General features: G+C 72.0%; 20 protein-coding genes. 15 read left to right on the forward strand and 5 right to left on the reverse strand.

Going from position 1 to position 25528, the window contains the following annotated elements; translation table 11 throughout:
- Nucleotides 1-3851 (reverse strand): amino acid adenylation domain-containing protein (locus tag ACZ45Z_RS26190; RefSeq protein ID WP_468367040.1); only part of this gene is annotated, 3851 nt, incomplete at its 3' end.
- A 258-nt stretch (nt 3852-4109) separates the two neighbouring features.
- Here ACZ45Z_RS26190 and ACZ45Z_RS26195 point away from each other — a divergent pair.
- From ACZ45Z_RS26195 to ACZ45Z_RS26250, 12 genes are all read left to right on the forward strand, one after another.
- On the forward strand, nt 4110-4874 hold the full coding sequence (locus ACZ45Z_RS26195; RefSeq protein WP_468367042.1) for a thioesterase II family protein: 765 nt from the start codon (nt 4110-4112) through the stop codon (nt 4872-4874).
- A gap of 96 nt (nt 4875-4970) precedes the next feature.
- On the forward strand, nt 4971-5387 hold the full coding sequence (gene panD, locus ACZ45Z_RS26200; protein WP_468367045.1) for an aspartate 1-decarboxylase: 417 nt from the start codon (nt 4971-4973) through the stop codon (nt 5385-5387).
- A 681-nt stretch (nt 5388-6068) separates the two neighbouring features.
- Nucleotides 6069-6767, forward strand: a complete 699-nt coding sequence (locus ACZ45Z_RS26205) for a class I SAM-dependent methyltransferase (RefSeq protein ID WP_468367047.1) — start codon at nt 6069-6071, stop codon at nt 6765-6767.
- 326 nt (nt 6768-7093) lie between these two features.
- Nucleotides 7094-8644 (forward strand): tryptophan halogenase family protein, encoded by a 1551-nt coding sequence (locus ACZ45Z_RS26210; protein ID WP_468367049.1) that lies wholly within the window; start codon nt 7094-7096, stop codon nt 8642-8644.
- A 127-nt stretch (nt 8645-8771) separates the two neighbouring features.
- A complete protein-coding gene (locus ACZ45Z_RS26215; RefSeq protein WP_468367052.1) occupies nt 8772-9410 on the forward strand; it encodes a flavin reductase family protein in 639 nt (212 codons plus the stop codon).
- Nucleotides 9404-10720, forward strand: a complete 1317-nt coding sequence (locus ACZ45Z_RS26220; protein ID WP_468367055.1) for a cation:proton antiporter — start codon at nt 9404-9406, stop codon at nt 10718-10720. The genes ACZ45Z_RS26215 and ACZ45Z_RS26220 overlap by 7 nt, the downstream gene beginning before the upstream one ends.
- Nucleotides 10721-11244: 524 nt before the next feature.
- Nucleotides 11245-11355: a keywimysin-related RiPP gene (locus tag ACZ45Z_RS26225; protein ID WP_468367058.1), complete on the forward strand. Its 111-nt coding sequence runs from the start codon at nt 11245-11247 to the stop codon at nt 11353-11355.
- A gap of 26 nt (nt 11356-11381) precedes the next feature.
- Nucleotides 11382-13241: a lasso peptide isopeptide bond-forming cyclase gene (locus ACZ45Z_RS26230; protein WP_468367061.1), complete on the forward strand. Its 1860-nt coding sequence runs from the start codon at nt 11382-11384 to the stop codon at nt 13239-13241.
- A gap of 173 nt (nt 13242-13414) precedes the next feature.
- Nucleotides 13415-13669, forward strand: coding sequence for a lasso peptide biosynthesis PqqD family chaperone (locus tag ACZ45Z_RS26235; RefSeq protein WP_468367064.1), 255 nt, complete (start codon nt 13415-13417; stop codon nt 13667-13669).
- A complete protein-coding gene (locus ACZ45Z_RS26240) occupies nt 13666-14100 on the forward strand; it encodes a lasso peptide biosynthesis B2 protein (RefSeq protein ID WP_468367067.1) in 435 nt (144 codons plus the stop codon). The genes ACZ45Z_RS26235 and ACZ45Z_RS26240 overlap by 4 nt, the downstream gene beginning before the upstream one ends.
- Before the next feature lie 200 nt (nt 14101-14300).
- Nucleotides 14301-16061, forward strand: coding sequence for an ABC transporter ATP-binding protein (locus tag ACZ45Z_RS26245; RefSeq protein ID WP_468367480.1), 1761 nt, complete (start codon nt 14301-14303; stop codon nt 16059-16061).
- Between the two features lie 20 nt (nt 16062-16081).
- Nucleotides 16082-17194 (forward strand): CapA family protein, encoded by a 1113-nt coding sequence (locus ACZ45Z_RS26250; protein ID WP_468367070.1) that lies wholly within the window; start codon nt 16082-16084, stop codon nt 17192-17194.
- A 154-nt stretch (nt 17195-17348) separates the two neighbouring features.
- On the opposite strand, the gene ACZ45Z_RS26255 is transcribed toward ACZ45Z_RS26250, so the two are convergent.
- Nucleotides 17349-18590, reverse strand: coding sequence for a S8 family peptidase (locus ACZ45Z_RS26255; protein ID WP_468367073.1), 1242 nt, complete (start codon nt 18588-18590; stop codon nt 17349-17351).
- A 312-nt stretch (nt 18591-18902) separates the two neighbouring features.
- Here ACZ45Z_RS26255 and ACZ45Z_RS26260 point away from each other — a divergent pair, with 312 nt between their 5' ends.
- Together ACZ45Z_RS26260 and ACZ45Z_RS26265 are read left to right on the forward strand one after the other, a co-directional pair.
- Nucleotides 18903-19709 (forward strand): SGNH/GDSL hydrolase family protein, encoded by an 807-nt coding sequence (locus ACZ45Z_RS26260; protein WP_468367076.1) that lies wholly within the window; start codon nt 18903-18905, stop codon nt 19707-19709.
- A 260-nt stretch (nt 19710-19969) separates the two neighbouring features.
- Nucleotides 19970-20233 (forward strand): hypothetical protein, encoded by a 264-nt coding sequence (locus ACZ45Z_RS26265; RefSeq protein WP_468367078.1) that lies wholly within the window; start codon nt 19970-19972, stop codon nt 20231-20233.
- Between the two features lie 244 nt (nt 20234-20477).
- On the opposite strand, the gene ACZ45Z_RS26270 is transcribed toward ACZ45Z_RS26265, so the two are convergent.
- The gene (locus tag ACZ45Z_RS26270) at nt 20478-21764 is read right to left on the reverse strand and encodes a type ISP restriction/modification enzyme (protein ID WP_468367081.1); all 1287 of its coding nucleotides are present in this window, start codon (nt 21762-21764) and stop codon (nt 20478-20480) included.
- Nucleotides 21765-21986: 222 nt separating this feature from the next.
- Between ACZ45Z_RS26270 and ACZ45Z_RS26275 the strand changes: the two genes are divergently transcribed.
- Entirely contained in the window at nt 21987-23378 is a 1392-nt protein-coding gene (locus tag ACZ45Z_RS26275; RefSeq protein ID WP_468367084.1) for an MFS transporter, read from the forward strand.
- A 34-nt stretch (nt 23379-23412) separates the two neighbouring features.
- Here ACZ45Z_RS26275 and ACZ45Z_RS26280 read toward each other — a convergent pair whose 3' ends face one another.
- Together ACZ45Z_RS26280 and hmgA are read right to left on the reverse strand one after the other, a co-directional pair.
- Nucleotides 23413-24162 carry a GntR family transcriptional regulator gene (locus ACZ45Z_RS26280; protein ID WP_468367087.1) on the reverse strand — a complete coding sequence of 250 codons (750 nt, stop codon included), beginning with the start codon at nt 24160-24162 and terminating at the stop codon, nt 23413-23415.
- A gap of 16 nt (nt 24163-24178) precedes the next feature.
- Entirely contained in the window at nt 24179-25504 is a 1326-nt protein-coding gene (gene hmgA / locus ACZ45Z_RS26285) for a homogentisate 1,2-dioxygenase (RefSeq protein ID WP_468367089.1), read from the reverse strand.
- Between the last annotated feature and the right edge of the window lie 24 nt (nt 25505-25528).

Raw genomic sequence — 25528 nt, forward strand, 5'->3', positions numbered from 1 at the left:
TGGGCCCAGCGGAGGTAGAGGTTGAGGGAGCGGTGTTCGACGACGACGCCCTTGGGGTTTCCGGTGGAGCCGGAGGTGTAGATCACAAACACCGGATGAGACGTCTTCGCTTCACTCAACCGATCGCCGTCAGCGATGTTCGTGGCAGCGAGACCGGCGGTGTGTTCGGTGAGGGCCGGGGTGTCGAGGGTGAGGGTGGCCAGGGGAGTGTCGGGCAGTTGGGCGGCGGTGGTGGTGTCCGTGAGGAGCAGGGTGGGCTGGGCGTCGCCGAGGATGTAGGCGATGCGGTCGGCGGGGTGACCGGGGTCGATGGGGAGGTAGGCGGCGCCGGTTTTGGTGACGGCGAGGATCGCCACGACCACGTCGATGGTGCGGGGCAGGGCCAGGGCGACGGTCCGCTCCGGGCCGACGTTCTTGCTGATCAGGTGACGCGCGAGCTGGTTTGCGCGGGTGTTGAGCTCGGTGTAGGTGAGCTCGGTGCCGTCGTGCTCCACGGCAGGCGCGTCAGGGGTCCGGGCCACCTGCGCCTCGAACAGCTCCGCCAGCGTGGTCTCCGGGACGTCGTGCGCGGTGTCGTTCCACCCGTGGAGCAGCAGCTCCCGCTCCTGCGCGGAGAGCACTTCCAACTGCCCGATCGGCCGTGAAGCGTCCTCAACGGCATTGCGCAGCAACCGCTCCAACCATGCCGCGATGCTCTCGGCGGTCTGCCGGTCGAACAGGTCGGTCGCGAACTCCACCGACCCCCGCATACCCGACGGCACACCGCTGCTGTCGTGCTGTTCCTCCACGTCGAAGGAGAGGTCGAACTTGGCCGACGCGAGGTCCAGCGCATAGTGCCGCGCTGTCAGTCCGGGCAGTTCCAGTTCGGCGTCGTTGTTCTGGAAGGTCAACATCACCTGGAAGAGAGGGTGATGCGACAGCGAGCGCGTGGGATTGACGATCTCCACGAGCCGCTCGAAGGGCACGTCCTGATGGGTGTAGGCGGCGAGGTCCGTCTCCCGCACCCGCGCCAGGAGTTCGGCGAAGGTCGGCTCTCCGGACGTGTCGGTGCGCAGCACGAGCGTGTTGACGAAGAAGCCGACGAGGTTGTCGAGGGCGTCGTCGTTACGTCCGGCGATCGCCGAGCCGATCGGGATGTCCGTACCCGCGCCGAGCCGGGTCAACAGCGCTGCCAGCGCCGCCTGGACGACCATGAAGACGCTTGCCTGGTGTTCGCGTGCCAGGCGGGTGATGCCGTGGTGGAGGTCGGTGTCCCAGGTGAACGGGACGGTGTCGCCTCGGTGTGTGGCCACTGCCGGCCGGGGTCGGTCGGTGGGGAGTTCCAACTGCTCGGGGAGTGCGGCCAGCGCGGTGCGCCAGTAGTCGATCTGGCGGGAGATGACGCTGTTCGGGTCGCTCTCCTCGCCCAGGACCTCACGCTGCCACAGGGTGTAGTCGGCGTACTGGACCGGCAGCGGCGTCCACTGCGGAACGACGCCGTCGCAGCGGGCCGAATACGCGGCCGACAGGTCGCGAAGGAGCGGGTCCATCGACCAGCCGTCACTGGTGATGTGATGGGTCAGGACCAGCAACACATGATCAACCGGCGACGTCTCGAACAGCCAGACACGCAGCGGGATGTCGGCGGACAGATCGAAGAGGTGCGCGGCCGCTTCCTCGATCGCCGCGCCCACGCCGTCGGGGGTGGTGGGGACGACCTCGAATTCGGGCCGGACGGCGTCGCCCGTCAGCACCCGCTGGTACGGGACACCGTCGGTCTCGGGAAATACGGTACGCAGGCTCTCGTGGCGGTCCACCAGATCGGCCATCGCCCCGCGCAGCGCGTCGAGGTCCAGTGCCCCGGACAAACGCAACGCCATCGGCAGGTTGTACGTCGCGCTCGGCCCCTCCAACTGGTGCAGGAACCACAGCCGCCGCTGCGCGAACGACAGCGGCACCCGCGCGGGCCGCTCCACCGGCACCAGCGCCGCACGCGCCCCGGCCGCGTCGTCCAGCCGGTCGGCGAGAGCGGCGACCGACGCGGCCTCGAAGAGATCACGTACCGCGAGTTCCGCACCGAACGTGTTGCGGATGCGGCTGGTGAGACGGGTGGCGAGGAGGGAGTGCCCGCCGAGGTCGAAGAAGTTGTCGTCGATCCCGACCCGGTCCACCCCGAGGATCTGGGCGAAGAGCCCGCACAGGATCTCCTCCCGCGCGTTGCGGGGCCGGCGCGAGGTGGGCGCGGCGGGCAGCTCCGGCGCGGGCAGGGCCTTGCGGTCCACCTTGCCGTTCGGGTTGAGCGGGAACGAGCCGAGCTGGAGGAAGGCCGAGGGCACCATGTACGCGGGCAGCGCCTGGGCCGCCCTGTCGCGCAGACCGGTCACGTCCAGCCGCTCGTCCCCGTCGACCGGAACGACGTAGGCGACGATGCGCTGGTCACCGGGCCGGTCCTCACGGACGATGACCACACACTGCGCCACACCCGGGTCCGTGACGATCACGGACTCGATCTCGCCGAGCTCGATGCGGTAGCCGCGGACCTTGACCTGGAAGTCGACCCGGCCCAGGTAGTCCAGCTCCCCGTCCGGCCGCCACTTCGCGAGGTCGCCCGTGCGGTACATGCGCTCACCGGGAGCACCGAACGGGCTCGCCACGAAGCGCTCGGCGGTCAGCCCCGGCTGGTTCAGGTATCCCCGGCCCAGTCCGTGCCCGGTGATGTAGAGCTCCCCCGGCATGCCGACCGGGACCGGGCGCAGCTCCGAGTCCAGGACATGCATGTGCATGTTGCCGATCGGGCGGCCGATGGGCGCGGCCCCCTCACCGGTGACGTCCGCGAGGGTGGACCAGACGGTCGTCTCCGTCGGGCCGTAGAGGTTGGTGACGCTCACCGCGAGCTCGGTCATCCTGCGCGACAGGGCGGGCGGCATCGCTTCGGCGCCGACGAGGATCCGCAGACCGCGCAGGGCGTCGGGGTACTGGGAGACCAGGCCCTGCCAGAGGGACGGGGTCGCCTGCATGAGGGTCACGCCGGAGGTGGTGAGCAGTTCGGCGAGCTGTGCGGCGTCGCGGACCTGCTCGGACGTGGCGATGACCACCGAGGCGCCCGAGATCAGCGGCAGGTAGAAGTCCAGGCCCGCGATGTCGAAGGCGACCGTCGCAACGGCGAGGAACCGGTCCGAGGGCTTCGGCGCGAAGGAGTCCTTCATCGCCGCCAGGAAGTTGACCAGGCTTCCCGCCGAGATCACCACGCCCTTGGGACGTCCGGTGGACCCCGAGGTGTAGATGGCGTACGCGGGGTGGCCGAGCGAACGGGTCCCGGGCCGCTCGCTGTCCGTCAGATCGGTGCCCGGCAGAGCCGCGATCGCGGCCCGGGTCGCGGCGTCGTCGGTGACCAGGAGGCGGTCGGCGTCGACGGGCAGGTTCGCCACGGTGCTCGCGGCGGCGAGCACGCAGACGGGGCGCGCGTCGGAGAGGATGTGGCCGATACGGTCGGCCGGGTGCTCGGGATCGACGGGCAGATAGGCCGCACCGGTCTTCACGACGGCCAGCAGGGCGACGGGCAGCTCCACCGTCCGGGGCAGGGCCACCGCCACGTAGTCCTCGGGCCCGACACCGCGGGCCAGCAGCCGGCGCGCCAGTCGGTTGGCCCGGGAGTTCAGCTCCGCGTACGACAGGCGTTCGGTGCCGCAGAGCACCGCGTCGGCGTCCGGCGTCAACGCGGCCTGGGCCTCGAACAGTTCCCGCAGACCCGTCGCCGGCACCTCACGTGCCGTGTCGTTCCACTCGGCCGGCACGTGCGGGAGCTCAGCCGAGTCCATGGGAGAAAGCTGCCCGCCCGGCAGATCTGAACCGTGCATCGATGCTTCAGCCATGCCGCTGACTCCTAGTGCAGTACGTGATGAGGCCATGGGCGCGTGTGAGGAATCGGCCCGCGGAGTGGTGACCCGGCGCGGCACGAAGGGCCTCGCCACGTCGCAAGTCCCCGCGTATTACGCCAGTCTGCGAAGGTAAGTGGCTCAGCTTTCGTCTCGTTATCGCTGGCACTTCGCTCCGGACCCGCCTGACCTGGCGTTCGTACGGTTTAGACGGGCGATACGCCGCCGATAGGTCCGCCCCCTAACCTGCCGCGCATGCCTCTCTCTTCTGGCTCGCTCCCCGCGCGGTGGCTGCGTACGTTCCAGCCGGTGGCCGCACCCCGGCTGCGGCTCATCTGCTTCCCGCACGCCGGCGGCTCGGCGAGTTTCTTCCGCACCTGGCCCCAGCAGCTCCCGGCCGACTGGGAAGTGAGCGCCGTGCGCTACCCGGGCCGTGAGGAGCGCATCGCCGAACCCGGCATCACGAGCATGGCGGAGCTCGCCGGTCGGATAGCCGACGGACTGGCGGGCCACATGACGCCCCGCACCGTCTTCTTCGGCCACAGCATGGGCGCGTCCGTGGCGCACGAGGTCTCCGCCCTGCTCGCCGCGCGCGGGGTGGCGGGTCCGGCGGCGCTCCTCGTCTCCGGCCGAGCCGCCCCCCACCGCCTGCGGCGCATCAGCACCGGCGACCTCACCGACGAGGAGTTGCTGACCACGGTCACCGGGCTCGGCGGCCCGGGGGCGGAGGTGCTGCGGGACCCCGAGCTGCGCGACCTGGTCCTGCCGCCGATCCGCGCGGACTACGCGCTGCTCGAAAAGTATGTGGCGGGACCCAAGGCCCCCGCCCTCGACATCCCCGTCGTCGCCTACTACGGGACCGACGACCCCGGCCCCACCCCCGACGACGTCCGGGCCTGGGCGGAGCTGACCTCGGCCCGCTGCGACACACGCGCGTTCTCCGGGGGGCACTTCTACCTCGTCCCCCACGAAGCCGAGCTGGTCCGCGACATCCGTGAGCGGCTCGTCGCCCTCGGGTAGGCGGGGCGGCGGGCGCCCGGCGCGCAGCGAGCTGCGGCGCCGGGGCCCGACGGGCCCGAGAAGAGTCATCCACCGCTGAACGAAGGAATGAGAAACGTGTACCGGACCATGATGAAGTCGAAGATCCACCGGGCCACCGTGACCCAGGCGGATCTGCACTACGTGGGCTCTCTCACGGTGAGTGCGGACCTCATGGAAGCCGCCGACCTCCTCCCCGGCGAGAAGGTGGACATCGTCGACATCGACAACGGCGCGCGCCTGTCCACCTACGTCATCGAAGGCCCCCGGGACTCCGGGATCATCGGCATCAACGGTGCCGCCGCCCGGCTCATCAGCCCCGGCGACCTCGTGATCATCATCGCGTACGCGGCCGTGGAGGACGCGGAAGCGCGTGAGCTGCGGCCGCGGGTGGTCTTCGTCGACGAGGAGAACAAGGCCATCAGCCTCGGCGACGATCCCGCCGAGGTGCCCGCGGGCTCCGGCCTGAAGCGGGGGGATGTCGTCTCCGCATAGCGGCACCGCCTTCGGCCGGCCTCGTGGACGACGGAACGTGGCCGGCCCTTCCTCCGCCATCGGACTGCGAAGCCCGCCTCGCCCCTCGCCCCGTCTTCGCCCTCGCTCAGAGGCGAGCGCGGCGAGCGCGGCGAGGGCGAGCGGCAGACGACGCGGTACCCAAGGCCCTTGACGCGCCAACAAGGCCCTCGACGCGCCGATAGGGCCCTTGACCCGCCGATAGCGCGGCGATAACCGCGCGATAACGGCGTCTGCCAGGGTCTTCGACGACCGCTGCCCCGAGCTGCCCAGGGGTGCTCGTCGTACCCGAAAGCTACGGACTAATGGTTCTTGAGCGTGATGCCGACCGTCGGCGTGCCTGCCCCGCTGCGGCTGCCCTCCGTGCACGCCGGAACCCCGCGGGTGCGGTACGCGGCCCCCGCCTGAGCGGAAGAACCTTCCCTCCAGCCCGCGAAGCGACGGACCTGCCGTGGAGATTTCCGGCGATCCGGCCCTGATGCCGCGTGGTTCTCCGCGGCCAAGGCCCTCTGACGGGCGACAGCCCGCTGCGGGAGACGCCCGCCTCGACCCTGTTGTCGCAGGCCCTGCCGCCCCGTACCGCAGCAGCGAGCGCCCCGGATGTGTCGTTCCCCTGAACCAGTGTCCGTTCTCATCAATGCGCAATATCCCGGTGGAGGGAAAATGGAAGCTATAACCGTCGAGCACATCAGCGGCCTGTACGCGAAGTACCAGGAGGAATTGCGGGTGGTACGTGACGCCCAGCGAAAGTTCCTCCGGGACCGGGGCAAGGCGATGAAGGCGCAGCTCGACGACTACGAGGCGGAGATCACGTATCTGCTGCTCCGTGACCTGCGCCCCGAAACCGTGGTGGAGGTCGGGACCTTCTACGGCTGGTCGACGATGTGGATCCTGAGCGCGCTGCGCGACAACGGGACCGGCCATCTGCACTCGTTCGACATCGTCGACAACGTGGTGCGCAACGTCCCGGCCGAACTCTCCGCGGACCGCTGGACGTTCACCAAGGGCGACATCCAGCAGCACCCGGAAAAGGTCCCCGCCCGGACCGACTACCTCTTCATCGACGCCGACCACGGCTCCCGCTTCGCCCACTGGTACATCGACAACCTCTTCCCGGCCGTCCCCGCGCGCACGCCCACCAGCGTCCACGACGTCTTCCACGGCCGCCGCCCGAAGCCGTTCAGCGAGGGTTCCGTCATCGTCAAGTGGCTGGCCGAGAAGAACATCGAGTTCTTCACGCCGTCCACGGCGAAGGCCCCCCAGGTGACGGAGCAACTCGCCGCCGTCAAGAAGGACTTGGGGCTCGACGAGCCGGTGCGGAACAGCGACCACAACCCGATGATCTTCTTCACGCTTCCGTAGTCCTCACCGAAGCGAAAACGTCCGCCGGCGGAGCAGGATTTCCTGCTCCGCCGGCGGACGTTCGCGTTCCGGGGCCCCGGCGCGTTCACGGACCGCCCCCCGCGTGACCTCGGCGATCACACGGAACCAACACCTCATGTCGACCCGGAACCAATGCCTCATGTCCACCCGGAATAGCGACCATGAAACTTCGATAACGAAAGAAAAACCGGACCTGACTAACTTCGCCCCAGGCCGACCGTCCAGCCCTCGGCGGGCGTTGCCAGCACGATCCAGCTCTCATCCCTGACTAGCTGGTCCCGGTTCTTCGACGCAGGAGTTTCAGCGTGATCAAGTCAGTTGTCATTGTCGGTGGTGGTACCGCGGGTTGGATGAGCGCCGCATATCTGAAAGCGGCGTTCGGGGACCGCATAGACGTGACGCTGGTGGAATCCGACCGGGTATCCACCATCGGTGTCGGAGAGGCGACTTTCAGCACCGTCCGGCATTTCTTCGACTACCTCGGCCTCGACGAGAGCGAATGGCTTCCGGAGTGCGCGGGCTCCTACAAGCTGGGAATTCGCTTCGAGAACTGGCGGAAGCCCGGCCACCACTTCTACCACCCCTTCGAGCGGCTGCGGACCGCCGAGGGATTCACGCTCGCCGACTGGTGGCTGCTGGAGGGGGACCGCAGCCAGCCCTTCGACCGTTCCTGCTTCATCACGCCGGCGCTGTGCGAGGCGCAGCGCTCGCCGCGCCTGCTCGACGGCTCCCTGTTCGCGGGCGACCTCGACGGCTCTCTGGGCCGCTCGACCCTCGAAGACCAGCGCGACCAGTTCCCCTACGCGTACCACTTCGACGCCGGCCTGCTGGCGAAGTTCCTGACCAAGTACGGGACCGACCGCGGCGTACGGCACGTCGTGGACGACGTGGTCGACGTCGCCCGCGACCAGCGCGGCTGGCTCAGCCATGTCACCACCCGCGAGCACGGGGAGCTGTCCGGCGACCTGTTCATCGACTGCACGGGCTTCCGCGGTCTGCTGATCAACGAGACCCTGGAGGAGCCCTTCGAGTCCTTCCAGGACGTGCTGCCGAACAACCGCGCGGTCGCCCTGCGCGTCCCGCAGCCCGACCAGGCCACCAAGGGCATGAACCCCTACACCACCGCGACGGCGATGGACGCGGGGTGGATCTGGACGATCCCGCTGTTCGGCCGCAACGGCAACGGCTACGTCTACTCCGACGAGTTCTGCACCCCGGAGGAGGCGGAGCGCACCCTGCGCGAGTTCGCGGCGCCCGGCAAGGACGACCTGGAGGCCAACCACATCCGTATGCGGATCGGCCGCAACCGCCGTTCCTGGGTGAACAACTGCGTCGCCATCGGCCTGTCCAGCGCCTTCGTCGAGCCGCTGGAGTCCACCGGAATCTTCTTCATCCAGCACGGCATCGAGCAGCTCGTGAAGAACTTCCCCGACGAGCACTGGGACCCGTCGCTGACCAAGGACTACAACGACCGCGTCGCGCACGTCCTGGACGGCGTGAAGGAGTTCCTGGTCCTGCACTACCGCGCGGCGCAGCGCGAGGACACCCCGTACTGGAAGGAGGCCAAGGTCCGCCCCATTCCCGACGGGCTCGCCGAGCGGCTGGAGACGGCCTCCTCGCACCTCCTGGACGAGCACACCATCTACCCGGCCTACCACGGCTTCGAGCAGTACTCGTGGATCACGATGCTGCTGGGCCTCGGCCACGAGCCGGCGCGGCCGCGTCCCACGCTCGCGCACATCGACCCGGCCGGGGCGCGCGCGGAGCTGGCGGCGCTGAAGGCCGACACGGAGCACCTGGTCAACTCCCTGCCCAGTTGCTACGAGTACCTTGCCTCGATCAACAAGAACCGCTGAGCGCGGGCCTTCCACAATCTGCCGATGCCCGTCACCCACCCCCGCGGGGACGGGCATCGGCGCCGTACGCACCCGTATGCCGTCCCCTCTCGTATGCCCACCCCTCTCTCCTGAAGGGCAACCGCGCATGGTCAGCCGCCTGCCCGTATCCCCCTCCCCAGCACCCACTGCCCCGCGTCCCCTCCGATGGGAGACGACCGAGCAGCTCCGGGCGCCGGTGCCCACCGACGGCTTCCGGTCGCTGATGAGCGCCTTTCCCGCCGGGGTCGCGGTGGTCACCACCTACGGCCCCGACCTCCGCCCCCGCGGCCTGACCTGCACCTCTCTGGCCAGCGTCACGGCTGATCCGCCGATCCTCTCCGTCTGCCTCACCACTCGGGGGGAAACCCTCCAAGCCCTGCGGACCCACGGCATGTTCGCGGTGAACCTGCTGCACGACCGGGCCCGGCACACCGCGGAGACCTTCGCCAAGCCGGTGGCGGACCGGTTCGCGCGGACCGCCTGGCAGCCCTCGCCGAAGGCCGGCCTGCCATGGCTCACCGACGACGCCTTCGCGACCGCCGAATGCCAGGTGGCCCACCTGGCGGAGGTGGGTGACCACACGGTGGTCCTGGGCCTGGTGACCGGACTCGTGCAGGTGGCGGGGACACCGCTGCTGTACGGGGCGCACCGGTTCGCCTCCTGGCCGGGCGGTGAGATCCCCGCGCCGCAGCGTGTGCCCGGGACGCCCCCGAGACCGGCCGACGTCACGGACCCGTCATGTTGACGGCGAGCGAACTGGCCGCCCCCAGCGGCCAGACCGCGTTCGATCCAATGGCGCGCTTCCTGCTGGCCGTCGCCGTGATCGTGCTGCTCAGCCATCTGCTGGGCATGCTGCTCGGCCGGCTGGGCCAGCCTCTGGTGATCGGCGAGATCCTCGGCGGCCTGCTGCTCGGCCCCTCGGCGCTGGGCTGGATATGGCCGGAGGGGCAGGCATGGCTGCTGCCCCCCGAAGTCACCTCCACGCTCAACATGGCCGCCCAACTCGGCCTCGTGACCTTCATGTTCCTGCTCGGCTGCGAACTGCGCATGGAACAGACGCACCGCACCGGGCGCAAGGCACTCGGCGCGGCCGTCGTCGGAGGGATGGGCCTGCCGTTCCTGGCCGGCCTCGGCATCGCGGCCGCCGCGCCCGCCATGCTGCGCGGCTCGGCGCCCCAATTTGCCGGCTATCTCTTCTTCTTCGGGCTGGCGATGTCGATCACCGCCCTGCCGGTGCTCGCCAGACTCCTGGTCGACCTGGGCCTGGACCGTTCACCACTCGGGTCGTTCTCGCTGGCCACCGCCGCCGTGGGCGACGGCGTCGCCTGGCTGGGGCTGACCGTCATCCTCGCGGTGACCGGCACCGGCGGCACCCTGCACATCGCGGGAACCGTCGGCATCACCCTGGCCCTCATCGGGCTCACCGCACTCGTGGTGCGCCCGCTGCTCGCCCGAATCGTGGCGAAGGCGGAGCGACGGCCGGGCGGAGAACGGCTGCTGCCCCTTCTGCTGGTCGGCGCCATCGGCTACGCCGTCATCACCCACCTGCTGGGCCTGCACGCTGTGATCGGCGCGTTCCTGTTCGGCACGGCGGTACCCCGCGGCTCCACGGTCACCGCCCGGATGAACCAGCAACTCCAGGGCTTCACCCTCACGGTGCTCCTGCCCCTGTTCTTCGCCGGCGTGGGCCTCAACGTCTCGATCGGCGCACTCGGCCTGAACCCCGGGCCCTGGCTGGTGTTCGCGGGCATCCTCCTCGCCGCGACCCTCACCAAAATCATCGGCGCCGGCGGCGCCGCACGGGCCATGGGCTTCCCCCGCGCCGACGCCCTGCGCTTCGGCGCCCTGATGAACTGCCGCGGCGTCACCGAACTCGTGGTGGCGGGAATCGGCTGGCAACTCCACCTGATCAGCGCGTCCGGCCTGACGGTCCTCGTCCTGATGGCCCTGATCACCACCGCCATAACCGGCCCCCTCCTCAAGTCCCTGGACCCAACCCCCAAGCCCACACCCACCCCACTCGACACTCCGCTGGCGTCCCTTCCCTCTCGATAACACCGGAGAAGCCGGAGACGGAACCGCAGCGGAGGACTCGGCCGGGGCTCGCCGCCCGACCCGCCCCACCGACCGACAACCGACAGGCCCGCGCCCGCGGAAGTTCTCGGCCGTGGTGGCGGGAAAGCGGAAGGGCAAATTCAGCGCGGATGGGGTGGCGGAGTGCGCTGGCGGCTCCGTTGGGGGAGTTTGCGCGCCCCCCCTCTGCCTGGGGCTGGGGGATTCTCTGCGGTGCAGCTCGAAACGTTTCGTCGGAGAGTGGGGGTGGGAGCGGTGGGGTGGGGCGGGATTGTTCGGGTGCGGCATGACGGGGCGTCATATGAGTGCGGCATCTCATTAGTCACACAATCGGACTTCGGCTCGGGGTGTTGCGTCCTCCCGGTGCGGGGCGTCTAGCGTCTGCCCCACGCCTCGTCTCCCTGTTCCGGGCTCCGGATGAGTCAGGGCAGGGGTGGCACGGATCCGGTATTCCGGCTTCGGGCCGCCCGGGGAGACCGTGGCGAAAACCGCACCGAGGAGACGTCATGAAGAAGTCCTATGAGGCACCGACGCTCGCCCGACTGGGGTCCTTCCGCAAGAAGACCGGGCTTCTCCAGAGTTCCGGAAACGACCGTCTGATCCTGAGCAAGAACTGACGGCGACGGTTCGTTGATTCGAAGCCATGACTGAAACGCACGAAAGTGCGGGTCCGGGCCCCGGCGACGCGCATTTCGCGGTCTTTCCCGACCGTGCGGATGCCGCCGCCGTGGCCCGCTCCTTCGCCCGCCCGGGAACACGCACCCTCCCACACGCCTCGGGACGGCCCTGGCTGGTCGGCCGGTGGCACGACGAGGAGCTCGTGACCGCCCGCGTCGGTACGGCCGCGGTCGCCCTGGTCGGCTGCTGCCCGATCGACGCCGCCGGACTCGAACGACGCGTGGGCCAACTGCGGGATCTCGCGGAACTCGACACAGCGGCACGTACGCTGCCCGGCAGTTGCCATCTGATCGCCGCGCTCGACGGGCGGACGCGGGTACAGGGCACCGCCTCCGGGCTCCGGCTGGTCTTCCACGCCGACATCGGCGGTGTGCGGGTGGCCGCCACCAGCGCCGAGGTGCTCGCCGCCGCGCTCGGCACCGAGCCCGACGAAGAGCAGTTGGCGGTACGGCTGTTGTGGCCGGTCCCGCACCCGCTGGCCGAGGCATCGCTCTGGCACGGCGTCACGGCACTGCCGCCTCAGGACGCGCTGATCATCGCGGCGGACGGACGTACCGCGCGCCGGTCCCGCTGGTGGACGCCACCGGAGCCGGACCGGCCGCTCGCCGACAACGCCCCCCTCGTCCGGGACGCCCTCACCGAAGCCGTCGACGCCCGTACGCGGCAAGGCGGCGTGGTCAGTTGCGACCTGTCCGGCGGCCTGGACTCGACCTCCATCTGCTTCCTGGCCGCACGGGGCCCGGCCCGGGTGGTGGCCAGCACCTGGCCCGGACGCGACCCCGCCGACACCGACCTGCACTGGGCCCAACAGGCGGCCCGCTTCCTGCCGGACGTCGAGCACGTCGTCTGGGACGCCGACGCCTCACCGCTGGTCTACACCGACCTGCTCGACATCGATGACCTGCTGGACGAGCCGACCATCGGCGTCATGGACCGGTCGAGGGTCCTGCACCACCTGCCGGGACTGGCGGAGCGGGGCAGCCGGCTGCATCTGACCGGCATCGGCGGCGACCACGTCGCCTGGTGCTCCGAGGCGTACTACCACCGGCTGTCGCGCACCCGCCCGCTGTTCGCACTGCGGCAACTGCGCGGATTCCGCGCCCTGTGGCAGTGGCCGCTCGGCGGGATGGCGCGCGCCCTGGCCGATTCGCGGCCGTACGGCAAGTGGCTGGCGGACTCCGCCCACCGGCTGCGCGACCCGCTGCCGTCGTCCGTCAGCAGCGGCCTCGGCTGGGGCATGTCGCCCCGTCTGTTCGACTGGGTGACGCCCGACGCGGCACGGATGGCCGGGCGGGTGCTGGACGAGGCGGCGGCGGGCGCGGTGCCGCTGCACCCCGACCGCGGCCTGCACGCCGACCTGGACCAGATCCGCTCCACCACGCGCGTCATCCGGCAGTGGGACCGGATGTGCGCGCGGGCCGGGGTGCCGATGGCGTCACCGTTCTTCGACGACCGGGTGATCGAGGCGTGCCTGGCGGTACGCCCGAGCGAGCGGGTGACGCCCTGGCGGTACAAACCCCTCCTGACCGCCGCCATGAGCGGCATCGTGCCCGAGGTGTGCCTCCAGCGGAACAACAAGGCCGCGGCCTCCATGGACGCCGCCAACGGGCTGCGGGAACACCGCGGTGACCTGCTGGCGCTGTGGGAGGACTCGCGGCTGGAGAGGCTCGGCCTGGTGGACGGCGAGGCCCTGCGCCGGCTGGCACAGCGGCCCGCGACCCCCGGGCTGGGCGACGCGATCTTGTACTCGACGATCGCGTGCGAGGTGTGGCTGCGCTCTCTCTCGCGCGCCAAGGAGAGGTACGGGGCACCGGCCGCTTCCTGACACGGGCGCCACGTCCCGGCCCTCCGGCCTCGCGGCTCACCGGCGTACGTCCAAGTCCAGGACCGACGGCGGGTAGTCAAGGCTTCCGGTCAGGGCTCCCGGTCAGGGCTCCCGGTCGGGACCGGCGGTCAGGGCCCACGGTTCACGCTCACGGCAGAAAGGTAAGACACACCATGGCATTGCGGTTCGGCGCGGATGTCTCCACGGCGGAGACCGACTACGGCACGGTCCTGCTGGACGAACGCAGCGGAAACTACTGGGAGTTGAACCCCACCGGCACGCTGGTGGTCCGGACGCTGCTGGCGGGCGCCGAGGAAGCGGCGGCGGTCGACGCGCTCGTCACGGAGTTCGACGTCGACCGCGACCAGGCGGCACGGGACGTCGCGGCCCTGGTGGACGAGCTGCGCGCTTCGGGGCTGGCCGCATGACGACACCGAGCGCGCTGGAACGGCCGATCGGCGTCCCCCTGGCCCGGCGGCTGGCCGCACTGTTGGTCCTGGTGCCCGCCGTCGTCCTGTCGCTACTGCCGCCGCGCCGGATCCGCGCCGTGCTCGGCGTCGTGCGGCGCGGCGCCACGCCGGCCTCCGCCGCCCAGGCCAAGGACGCGCGGGACGCCATGTGCGCGGTCAGCCTGCGCTGCGCGGGGCCGCGCGGCTGCCTGCCGCGTTCGCTGGGCGCCGCGCTGCTGTGCCGGCTGCGGGGAAGCTGGCCCACGTGGTGCACGGGCGTCCGCGTGGTGCCCCCGTTCACCGCGCACGCCTGGATCGAGGCGGAGGGGCGCCCCGTGGCCGAGGGCGTGCCGGACGACTACTTCACCCGGCTCATCACCGTGGCCCCGGTGCGCCGGCCGGCACCGTGACCGGCAGCCGGGCGGCGGCGGACGCGGACGCCACCGCCACCAACGCTGACGCCGCCACCGACGCGGACGCCACCACCGACGCGGACCCGGACGCGCCCGCCGGCGCCCGCCCCGGCACCGCCCCGCGCGACGGCGCCCCGCCCGCCCCGGCCCTCGGCACGGCGCCCCCCGACCGCTCGACCCGGGCCGCCGTCGCCACCATGTACCGGCTGACGGCCCGCCACCGGCCCGCCATCGTGCTCGCCACCGTGCTCACCCTGATCGGCTCCGGCCTCGGGCTCGCCCAGCCGCTCGTCGCCAAGCACGTCGTGGACGCGAGCGGCCGCGGACCGGTGTTCTGGCCGCTGCTGCTGCTCCTGGCCGTGCTGTTCGTCACCGAAGCGGCGACGGGCGCGGTGGGCCGCTTCGTACTGGAGCGCATGGGCGAGGGCGTCGTCCGCGCGCTGCGGCACGGTCTGGTGGCGCGGCTGCTGCGGCTGGAGATGCGGGAGTACGACCGGCACCGCAGCGGCGACCTGATCTCCCGGGTGACCGCCGACACCACCCTGCTGCGGGAAGTGGTGGCCCAGGCCCTGGTCGACCTGGTGACGGGGGCCCTGGTCGCGGCGGGGGCGATCGTCCTGATGGTGTGGATCGACCCGCTGCTGCTGCTCCTGGTCGCCTTCACCGTGGCCACCGCGGCCGTGGTCGTAGCCTCCCTGCTCAAGGGCATCCGGACGGCCTCCGAACGCATGCAGAACTCGGTCGGCGCGATCGCCGCCGACCTGGAACGGGCGCTGGGGGCCCTGCCGATGGTCCGCGTGCACCGCGCGGAGGAACGCGAGGCGCGGCGCATCGGGGAGCGTGTGGAGACGGCGTACGACGCGGGCGTGCGGACCGCGAAACTCGCGTCCGTGATGAGCCCCGCGGTCGAACTCGCCGTCCAGGGTTCCTTCCTGCTCGTCCTGGTCATCGGCGGCCTGCGGGTCAACGGTCACGCCAACTCGCTCGGCGACCTCGTCGCGTTCCTGCTGTACGCCTCCTACCTCGTACTGCCCCTGTCGTCGGTCTTCCGCGCGGTCGGCCTGATCCAGCGCGGCATGGGCGCCTACCAGCGCGTCGAAGAGGTACTGGCCCTGCCCGCGGAGCCCACCGGGGCGGTGGGGGCGCCCGGGGACGCCCGTACGGCGCGGGGTGCCCGGGAGCACCCCGGGCACACGGAGGACGCGGCGCCGGCGCTCGCCCTGTGTGACGTCCGCTTCGGCTACACGCCGGACCGGCCGGTGCTGCGCGGTGTGTCCTTCACCGTCCCGCACCGGCAGCAGGTCGCCCTCGTCGGCCGGTCCGGCGCCGGCAAGAGCACGATCTTCGCCCTGGTGGCCCGCTTCTACGAACCGCAGGCGGGGACCCTGGTCTTCGACGGGCGGCCGGCGGCCCGGCTCAGCCGCGACGAGTGCCGGGCACGCATCGCCGTCGTCGATCAGAACACCCACGTCGTGCGGGGCTCGCTGCGGGACAACATCACCTACGGCGCTCCCGGCGCCACCGACGCCGAGGTCCACCGCGTCGTCGCGCTCGCCCAGCTCGAAGGGGTCGTCGCGCGCCTTCCCGGAGGGCTGTCCGGCCGGCTCGGCGAGCGCGGCGGCACCCTGTCGGCGGGCGAACGCCAGCGGGTCGCCCTGGCCCGCGCCCTGCTCGCCCGCCCGTCCCTCCTGCTGCTCGACGAGCCGACCTCCCACCTCGACGCGATCAACGAGACCGCGCTCACCACGGTGCTGAAGGGCGCCGCCCAGGAGTGCTCCGTGCTGGTCATCGCCCACCGGCTCTCCACGGTGCGGCACGCCGACCGGATCGTCGTCCTGGAGGACGGCCGCACCGTCGCCTGCGGACGCCACGAGGACCTGCTCGTTACCAGCCCCGCCTACCGCGATCTGGCCGCCGGACAGATGCTCCGGCCACCCGCCGCGCCCCCGGCCCCGTGAGGCCGTTCTAGCCTGGAGGCATGGGCACCGACCCGGTCACCGTCTTCCTCTGCGGAGACGTCATGCTCGGTCGCGGCGTCGACCAGATCCTGCCGCACCCCGGTGACCCGGCGCTGCGGGAGCCGTACGTGCGCGACGCCCGCGGCTACGTCGCGCTGGCGGAGGCGGCGAACGGACCGATTCCGCGCCCGGTCGCCTACGCGTGGCCGTGGGGGGACGCGCTGCGGGTGCTCGACGAGGCCGCGCCGGCGGCCCGGGTGGTCAACCTGGAGACCAGCGTCACGCGCGTGAGCGAGTACGCGGCCGGCAAGGAGATCCACTACCGCATGAACCCCGCCAACCTCCCCTGCCTGGCCGCCGCCCGCCCCGACGTCTGCGCGCTGGCCAACAACCACGTCCTGGACTTCGGCCGCCGCGGACTGGCCGAGACGCTCGACACCCTGGCGGGCGCGGGAATCGCCACGGCCGGGGCGGGCCGGGACACCGACGCGGCGCACCGCCCGGCGATCGTCCCCCTCGACGGCGGCGGCCGGCTGCTGGTCTTCTCCTTCGGGCTGCCCACCAGCGGCATCCCACGGTCCTGGGCGGCGACCGCGCACCGTAGCGGGGTGGCCTTCACGGCCGCGGCGACGGCCGCCGCCGCGGCCGAGGTGACCGGCCGCGTGCGGCTGGTCAAGCGGCCGGGCGACCTGGCGGTGGCCTCCGTCCACTGGGGTTCCAACTGGGGCTACCAGGTGCCCCGTGACCAGGTCGCCTTCGCCCATGCGCTGATCGACGGCGGCGCGGACGTCGTGCACGGGCACTCCTCGCACCACCCGCGCCCCCTGGAGGTCTACAGAGGAAAGCTCATCCTCCACGGTTGCGGCGACTTCATCGACGACTACGAGGGCATCACCGGCTACGAGCACTACCGCGACGACCTGCGGCTGCCGTATCTCGTCTGTCTGGAGCCGGACACCGGCCGGCTCCGCGAGATACGGATCGCCCCGCTACAGGCGCGCCGGATGACCCTGCGGCCCGCCCCGCACGCCGACACGCTCTGGCTGCGGGACCTCCTCGACCGGATCGGCTCCGGCTTCCGCCCGCCCGTCCACTCCCGCCCGGAGGGCACCCTCACGCTCCGCCCGTCATGAGGACGCCGCCCCGTCCCTGCCGGCGGGCTCCGGACGAGGTGCCGTCCGAAGCCCGCTGGAGGCGGCGTTACGGGTGATCTGCCGACTCCCTCAAGGGAGTTCCGGCCTACGAGAGCGCCAGCCTACGAGTGCACCGGCCTACGGGAGCCACGCCCTACGGGACGATCCGGAGGAGTTTGTCGGGGGAGCCGCTGCCGGGGTTGGTGACGGCTCCGGAGGTGGCGCCGTTCGTCAGGGCCGTGGCGACCTGGGCCGGGGTGGCGTTCGGATGACCGGCGAGGTAGACGGCGACGGCGCCCGTCACGTGCGGGGTGGCCATCGAGGTGCCGGAGATGGTGTTGGTGGCGGTGTCGGAGGTCTTCCAGGCGCTGGTGATGCCGCTGCCCGGCGCGAACAGGTCAAGCCGGCTGCCGTAGTTGGAGTAGCCGGCGCGGGCGTCGGTGGAGGTCGTCGCGCCGACGGTGAGCGCCTCGGCGACCCGGGCGGGCGAGTAGTTCTGCGCGTCCGCGCCCGAGTTGCCGGCGGCGATGGCGTAAGTGACGCCGCTCTTGATGGAGTTCCGTACGGCGGTGTCCAGGGCCGCGTCCGCGCCGCCGCCCAGGGACATGTTGGCCACCGACGGACCGCTGTGGTTCCTGGTCACCCAGTCGATGCCCGCGACGACCTGGGCGGTGGTCCCGGAACCGGAGTTGTTCAGCACCCGCACCGCCACGATCTTCGCCTTCTTGGCGACACCGTAGGAGGTGCCCGCGGCGGTCGCGGCGACATGCGTGCCGTGGCCGTTGCCGTCCTGCGCGGTGGAGTCGTTGTCGACGGCGTCGTAGCCGTTCGTGGCGCGCCCGCCGAAGTCCTGGTGGCTGACGCGGACGCCGGTGTCGATGACGTAGACGGTGGCGCCGGAGCCCGCGCTGTCGGGATAGGTGTACTTCTGGTCGAGCGGCAGTCTCGCCTGGTCGACGCGGTCCAGGCCCCAGGAGGGCGGGTCGGTCTGGGTGCCCAGCGCGTGCAGGGTGCGGTCCTGGTAGACGCGGTCGACGGCGGGGTCGGCGGCCAGGCGCGCGGCCTGGCCGGGGGAGAGGGTGACGGCGTAGCCGTTGAGGGCCGCGGTGTAGGTCCGGCGCACCGTGCCGCCGTAGTGGGCTATCACGCCTCTGCCGTCCGCCGAGGCCGACTTCAGGCCGCTGCCGGGCTTCAGCGTGACGAGGTAGCTGCCGGTCACGGCGTCCGCCGCGCCGGCTCCCACGACGGTGCCGCGGGCCGGGGCCGCGTGGGCGGGGAGGGAGAGGGCGCACACGGTGGCGGCGGCCGCCGTGGTCGCGGTGAGCGCCGCGGCGAGCCGTAGCCGGGCGGGCCTGCGGGTGGTGGAGCGCGGGGTGGTGGAACGCGTCACTGCCATCGCGAGGGGTCCTCCTCATCGGTGGCGCGCCGGTGCGCGCGCTGGGGGGTGATGGGCGTACGGGTGGTACACGGCGGGCGGCCCGAGGGGTGTCGCTGACCGCCCGTCAAAAGAGTCGGGGAGCGAGGGGTGCGTAGCAAGGCTTCGGCCGAGATGTCATATGCACGTCATGAGGCGGTGACGCGGCGGTGGGAAGCGCCGTGCGTCGGCGGAGGTCTGGTGAAGGCCGCACCATTCTTGGCATGGACACTTCCGACGTCACGGGAGTCCTGCTACCACGGAAGAGGCAGAGACCCTGCTAAGGGAGGTTCCATGAGACTGTCCCGATTCGCGGCCATGACGGCTGCCTTCTTTGTCACCACGGCGCTCGCGCTCACCGGCGCGAGCGCCGCCGCGTCCGCCCAACTCTCCACCGCCACGGGCTATGTGGCCCTCGGCGACTCCTACTCCTCGGGAGTCGGCGCCGGTAGCTACGACAGTGGCAGCGGCGCCTGCAAGCGCAGCACCAAGGCCTATCCGGCCCTCTGGGCGGCCACGCATTCACCCTCGTCGTTCACGTTCACCGCCTGCTCGGGTGCCCGTACGGGTGATGTTCTGAGCGGTCAGCTCGCCCCGCTCAACTCCTCCACCGGCCTGGTGAGCATCACCATCGGCGGCAACGACGCGGGATTCGCCGACACCATGACCACCTGTGCGCTCAACTCCGAGAGCGCGTGCCTGGCCCGCGTCGCCAAGGCCGTCGAGTACATCGACAACACCCTGCCCGCCAAGCTCGACTCGGTCTACAGCGCCATCGGCCAAAAGGCCCCGGCCGCCCGCGTCGTGGTCCTGGGCTACCCGCGCTTCTACAAGCTCGGCGGGAGCTGCTTCGCCGGCCTGTCGGAGAAGTCGCGGACCGCCATCAACGGCGCCGCCGACGAGATCAACGGCGTCACCGCCAAGCGCGCCGCCGACCACGGCTTCTCCTTCGCCGACGTCAACACCACCTTCGCCGGACACGAACTGTGCTCCGGCAGCCCCTGGCTGCACAGCGTGACCTACCCGGTCGAGTCCTCCTACCACCCCACCGCCGCCGGCCAGTCCAGCGGCTATCTGCCCGTGCTCGGCTCCGCCGCGTAAACCCCCACCCGACCGACACCGAGGAGGGGCCGCGGGCCGGACCCTCCTCGCCCATACGGTGGCCCGTCAGGCCGCCCGCCACCGCGTCCGACGGTCACTCAACTCGCCCTGGTCGGTGCCCTCTACGGGGAGTTCCGTATCGTGTTCGTCAACGTCGAGGCGGGACAGGTGAATTCGTTGGCCGGTCTGCACGTGTGTCCTCCAAGAGAGATAGGGTTACCCTGCCCGGGCCGGGTGCCCTCGTACGGGTGGGGAGAGTCATGGAACAGATAACAGTGCGTAGCAGGGCGCGAGTCCCTGCCATCAAATGCGGAAGCGGCGCGTCGAGTGCGCGTCTGGACCGCCATCTCGCGGTGCTGGGTGGTCCCGCCATCCCGCAGCGTGAGGCCCAGGGCGCGACGTCGTTGATGCAGGAGCTCACCGCTCGTGATCACTCGCGCACGACGAAGAGCCGCGGTGCACGGGTGTCGCTGTTCGCGCCGCTGCGCAGGCTGCGGCGGTCGCTGTTCGGCGGTCACGGCTGACGGTCGCGTGAGGCGGTACCTCAGGCGACACACCGTCCCGGCGCAGCGCTGCGATCCCCTCGCCCGTCAGTCCGAGGGCTCGGTAGCGCTTCGGTGTGCTCGCCGGAGGGCAGGGTTCCCTGTCCTCCGGGGGCCGCACGGCTCTCCCCCCACCCACCACCCGCGCCCGACACCGGCCACCCGTCTCCCCGCGACGGGTGGTTTTTCGCGTCCGGCCACGGTCGGCCGCGCCCGCCCGCCCGGCTCACCACAGGGCGAACTGTCCCTCCGGCCCCTCTTCGTGATGGTCGAGCACGGACGCCGGGCGGCGCGCGGCCGCCGGCGCGGGAAGGACGCCCGCCGCCCGCAGCGCGTCCGCCCCGATCCGCGGCCCGTCGGCCGTCCGCCGCCGCAACTCCCCGACGCCCGGGCCCAGTTCGGACAGCAGGGCCAGGACGGTGATCAGCTCCAGCAGCTCCGAGGTCCACGCCTGCGGCCAGGCCGCGGGGCGCAGAGCGGCGAGCGAGTCCGGCGCGGGCGGCTCGGTGCCCGCCGGGCCCGCCGCGGTCCGCTCCTCGCACCAGGCTTCCAGCACCCGCACCCCGCCCGCGTGGAAGTCCCAGGCGCCCGGCGGTACCGGCGCGATCCGGCCGCTGCCGAGCAGCAGCGCCTCCTCGGCGCGGTCGTAGACGACGCCGTGCGGCAGGCCGCGGTCGGGGAGCGCGGCGCGTACGTAGGGGCGCCGGCCGCCGGGCAGCCGCGGCCGCTCACCGGCGGGCCCGGCGCCGGTGGGGGCCTTGGTGGTGGGCCCGGCGCCGGTGTGCGCGTATCCGCCCCGGGTGTGCAGCCACCGCAGCCGTTCGCCGAGCGCGACGCCCTCGTCCCACAGGGCGGGGTCGGCGGTCAGCGGCACGGTGCAGCCGTCGGGGGAGTGGTGGGCGCTCGCGGTGATCCAGGCGAGGATCTGGGCGGGGCCGGGCCGCCGGTCCAGGGTGCGGGCGAGCAGCTCGGGCAGGCCGGGCGTGAGGTTGGGTTCGGCGCCGCCCGGCCGGCGGTAGAGCGGATGGATCCGCCCGGGGCGGCCGGCCGGGGACCGCCCGTCCGGCAGCAGCGCCGAGCACACCACCGCGGGCCCGGGCGCCTGTGGCACCTGCGCCAACTCCACGGCGAACACCTGCCGTTCGTCGGCGACCCGCCACAGCTCCGGCCGCGCCGCGTCGATCAGCCGGTGGTCGGGCAGCAGCCACTGCTGGTCGAACGGCCCGTGCAGGACCCGGACCGGCTCCGGGCACGGGCCGCCCGCCCGGGCCAGCCGGCCGGTGGGGGTCGCCTGCCCGGGCAGTTGTCCGACGGCGGAGCGCAGGGTCCGGGCCCGGGACGGGCGGAACAGCCGCTCGCGGGTCGCCGGGTCGCCGGCTTCCACCAGCCGCCGCCAGCGGGCGCGCAGCACCGCCGGATCCGGCCCCATGACCCAGGAACGGCCGAGCCGCGGCGGCGCCACCGACCACGGCATCAGATCGGACAGCCGTGGCGCGTCCTGCTTCGCCGTCACGCGGAGCCCCTCCCGGACCGTTCGGTTGACCCCGGCATGGTAACCACGGCCCCCGCCACCGCGCCGGTCACCGGCCCGCCCCGTACCGGCCACCCGCCCGGCCCCGCACCGGGCGCCCTTTTGCCAACTGATCTTGGGGCGGTACGGTCCACGCCGTACGCCCCAAGCGCGGGCGCGGACGTGCGCCGCCCCGTGCCGGGACCCGCTCAGGGGAGGACCGACATGACGGACACCGTCTCCCCCACGCCTGGACGGCGCGGGGGGACCCCCACCGGCGCCCGGGTCGCCGCACGGCTCGATCGGCTGCCGCCGTCCGGCTGGCACCGCCGCCTCACCCTCGTCGTCGGCATCGGCGCCTTCTTCGACCTCTACGAAATCTTCCTCGGCGGGGTGCTCGCCGCGGTCCTCGCCGAACAGTGGCACCTCGGGCACACCGCGAAAGCCTGGGTGATCGCCGCCGCATTCCTCGGCATGTTCGCCGGCGCCAACGTGCTCTCCGTGCTCGCCGACCGCTTCGGGCGGCGCCGGATGTTCCTGGTCAACCTGGGCGCCTACGCCCTCTTCTCCCTCCTGTGCGCCGCCGCCCCCGACCTGCGCTGGCTGCTCGTCCTGCGCTTCGCGGCCGGTCTGGGGCTCGGCGCCGAACTGGTGCTGGTGGACACGTATCTCGCCGAGTTCCTGCCGCGCGCGGTCCGCGGCCGCTACATCGCCTACGCCTACACCGTCGGCTTCCTCGGCGTCCCGGTCGCCGCGCTGCTCGGCGCCCGGCTGGTGGCCGGGCAGCAGTTGTTCGGCGTCGACGGCTGGCGCTGGCTGCTGGCCGCCGGCGCGCTGGGCGCCGCCTTCCTCCAACTGATGCGCACCCGGCTCCCGGAGTCGCCCCGGTGGCTGGTGCTGCACGGGCGGGGCGAGGAGGCCGGGCGGATCGTGACCGGGATCGAGGAGCGGGTGGCGCGCGAGACCGGCGAGAGCCTGCCGTCCGTACCGGAGGCGGAGACCGTTCCCGAGCGGCGGGTGCCGCTCGGGGAGATGTTCCGCGGGGACTTCCGGCGGCGCACGGTCATGTGGTGGATCTTCCAGGTGCTCCAGACCGTCGGCTACTACGGCTTCGGTTCCCTGGCGCCGGTGGTGCTGACGGCCAAGGGCCACACCGTCACCGCGTCCCTGCTGTACGCGGCGCTGACCTTTTGCGGCTACCCGATCGGCTCGGCGCTGTCCGTCACCCTCATCGACCGGATCGAGCGCCGCACGCTGATCATCGCCTCGGCGCTCGCCATCGCCGCCTGCGGCCTGGCGTTCGGCTTCGCCTCCGCCCCCTGGGCCGTCGTCACCTTCGGTGTCGCGCTGACGGTGAGCAGCAACGTCTTCTCCAACGCCTTCCACGTCTACCAGACCGAGCTGTTCCCCACCGGCCTGCGCAGCAGCGCCATCGGCATCACCTACTCGCTGTCCCGGCTCACCTCGGTCGTGCTGCCGTTCGTCGCGCTGAGCGTGCTGACCGACCTGGGGCCGGCCGCGGTGTTCGCCGGCTCGGCGGCGCTGATGGTGCTGCTGTGTGTGGACGTGGCGCTGCTGGGGCCGCGGAGCACGGGGCGGAGCCTGGAGCGCATTTGAGGGGCCGGCGACGCTCGCCGGGCCGTCGGGCCCGTCAGTGCGCGTCGAGGGTGACCGTGAAGGAGAAGCGGTCGCCGCGGTAGTGGATACGGGCGACGTCGACCACCCGGCCGGCGTCGTCGTAGGTGATGCCCGTGTAGTGCAGGATCGGGCTGAGCAGCGGGACGTTCAGCAGCCGGGCGGTCTCCGGGTCCGCCAGCCGCGCCTCCACGGTGTCGGTGATCCGGCTGATGCGGACGCCCACCGCGTCCCGCAGCACCTTCGTCATCGGCCAGCGCTCCAGGTCGGCGAGGTCGATGCGGGCGGCGATGTCGGGGCGGACGTAGTTGCGCGCGTGGTTGGTCGGCTCGGCCGTCTCCTCGTCGCTGCGCAGCCGGCGGAAGCCGGCCACCTCCGCCAGATCCGGGAAGTACTCCGACAGTTCGGGCGGTACGGGCACCGGGCCGTGCTCCAGCAGGGCGGTGCTCATCCCGGACTGCTGGGCCACGATGGCGTCCACCGATCCGAGCAGCCGCACCGGCGCGCCGGGCCGCGCGCTCGGCTCGATGAACGTGCCGCGGCGCCGGTGCCGGCTGATGAGGCCCTCCGCCTCCAGTTCCTTGAGGGCCTGGCGCATGGTGAGCACGCTCACGCCGTAGTGCGCGGCGAGGGCGTCCTCGGTGGGCAGCCGCAGCGGTGCCTGCGGGGAGCGGCCGAGTATGGAGGCGCGCAGCGACTGCGAGACCTGGTACCACAGCGGCAGCTTGCGGTTCAGGTCGAGCGAGTCGGGAGCGAAGGTGGTCACGAGACGGTCCCCGGTGTCACGGGCGGAAGTGGCGTTGGAGACCCTGCCATACGTCGTCGTAGCCGCGCTGAAGGTGTCCGGCGTCCCGGGCCTGCTCGGTGAGGGTCAGCGGCCACCGGGTCTCGAACATGAAGGCCAGGCCGTCGTCGATCTTCTGGGGGGCCAGCTCGGCCGCGCTCGCCCGGTCGAAGGTCTCCCGGTCGGGGCCGTGCGCGGACATCATGTTGTGCAGGGAGCCGCCGCCCGGAAGGAATCCCTCCGCCTTGGCGTCGTAGGCACCCTCGATGAGCCCCATGTACTCGGTCATCACATTGCGGTGGAAATAGGGCGGCCGGAAGGTGTCCTCGCCGACCAGCCAGCGCGGCGCGAAGACGACGAAGTCCACGCCCGCGAGCCCGGGGGTGTCCGACGGCGAGGTGAGGACGGTGAAGATCGACGGGTCCGGGTGGTCGTAGCTGATCGACCCGATGACGTTGAAACGGCGCAGGTCGTAGACGTACGGGACGTGGTTGCCGTGCCAGGCGACGACGTCCAGCGGCGAATGGTCGTAGGTCGCCGTCCAGAGGTTGCCGCAGAACTTGTTGACGACCTCGACCGGTCCCTCGACGTCCTCGTAGGCGGCGACCGGTGCGCGGAAGTCCCGGGCGTTGGCCAGGCCGTTGGCGCCGATCGGGCCGAGGTCGGGGAGCTGGAAGGGCCGGCCGTAGTTCTCGCAGACATAGCCGCGCGCGGTGGCGTCCAGCAGCTCGACGCGGAAGCGCACGCCGCGCGGGATCAGCGCCACCTCGCCCGGCGCGGCCCGCAGCAGGCCGAATTCGGTGCGCAGCAGCAGCCCGCCGCGCTCCGGCACGATCAGCAGCTCGCCGTCCGCGTCGCTGAACACCCGCCGGTCCATGGAGGTGTTGGCGTGGTACAGGTGCACGGCCATGCCGGTGCGCTGGGTCGCGTCGCCGTTGCCGCCCAGCGTCCACAGTCCGCCGAGGAAGTCGACGGGGCCGGCCGGGTCGGGGAGCGGATTCCAGCGCAGCCGGTTGGGGTCGGGGACGCAGTCGGTGAACGGCGCGGAGCGGATCGCGCCCCGCTCGGCGCGGACGAACGGCGGGTGCGCGGCCGAGGGGCGGACGCGGTAGAGCCAGGAGCGGCGGTTGTCGCGGCGCGGTTCGGTGAACGCCGATCCGCTGAGCTGCTCCGCGTACAGGCCGAGCGGGGCGCGCTGGGGGGAGTTGCGGCCCACCGGCAGCGCGCCCGGGACGGCCTCGGAGCTGTGTTCGTTGCCGAAGCCGGTGGCGTAGGCCAGCCCCGCGGCCGTCTTCTGCGCCTGTTCGTTTCCCGTACCTGTCATCGCGCGCTCCCGCCGCTCAAGGAA

Source organism: Streptomyces sp. NPDC031210 (genome assembly GCF_055570395.1).

Coding starts and splice junctions, on each gene's coding strand:
- ACZ45Z_RS26195 (WP_468367042.1), top strand. CDS start 4,110: ATGCCTCTCTCTTCTGGCTCGCTCCCCGCGCGGTGGCTGCGTACGTTC.
- ACZ45Z_RS26205 (WP_468367047.1), top strand. CDS start 6,069: ATGGAAGCTATAACCGTCGAGCACATCAGCGGCCTGTACGCGAAGTAC.
- ACZ45Z_RS26215 (WP_468367052.1), top strand. CDS start 8,772: ATGGTCAGCCGCCTGCCCGTATCCCCCTCCCCAGCACCCACTGCCCCG.
- ACZ45Z_RS26220 (WP_468367055.1), top strand. CDS start 9,404: ATGTTGACGGCGAGCGAACTGGCCGCCCCCAGCGGCCAGACCGCGTTC.
- ACZ45Z_RS26225 (WP_468367058.1), top strand. CDS start 11,245: ATGAAGAAGTCCTATGAGGCACCGACGCTCGCCCGACTGGGGTCCTTC.
- ACZ45Z_RS26230 (WP_468367061.1), top strand. CDS start 11,382: ATGACTGAAACGCACGAAAGTGCGGGTCCGGGCCCCGGCGACGCGCAT.
- ACZ45Z_RS26235 (WP_468367064.1), top strand. CDS start 13,415: ATGGCATTGCGGTTCGGCGCGGATGTCTCCACGGCGGAGACCGACTAC.
- ACZ45Z_RS26240 (WP_468367067.1), top strand. CDS start 13,666: ATGACGACACCGAGCGCGCTGGAACGGCCGATCGGCGTCCCCCTGGCC.
- ACZ45Z_RS26245 (WP_468367480.1), top strand. CDS start 14,301: ATGTACCGGCTGACGGCCCGCCACCGGCCCGCCATCGTGCTCGCCACC.
- ACZ45Z_RS26250 (WP_468367070.1), top strand. CDS start 16,082: ATGGGCACCGACCCGGTCACCGTCTTCCTCTGCGGAGACGTCATGCTC.
- ACZ45Z_RS26255 (WP_468367073.1), bottom strand. CDS start 18,590: ATGGCAGTGACGCGTTCCACCACCCCGCGCTCCACCACCCGCAGGCCC.
- ACZ45Z_RS26260 (WP_468367076.1), top strand. CDS start 18,903: ATGAGACTGTCCCGATTCGCGGCCATGACGGCTGCCTTCTTTGTCACC.
- ACZ45Z_RS26265 (WP_468367078.1), top strand. CDS start 19,970: ATGGAACAGATAACAGTGCGTAGCAGGGCGCGAGTCCCTGCCATCAAA.
- ACZ45Z_RS26275 (WP_468367084.1), top strand. CDS start 21,987: ATGACGGACACCGTCTCCCCCACGCCTGGACGGCGCGGGGGGACCCCC.
- hmgA (WP_468367089.1), bottom strand. CDS start 25,504: ATGACAGGTACGGGAAACGAACAGGCGCAGAAGACGGCCGCGGGGCTG.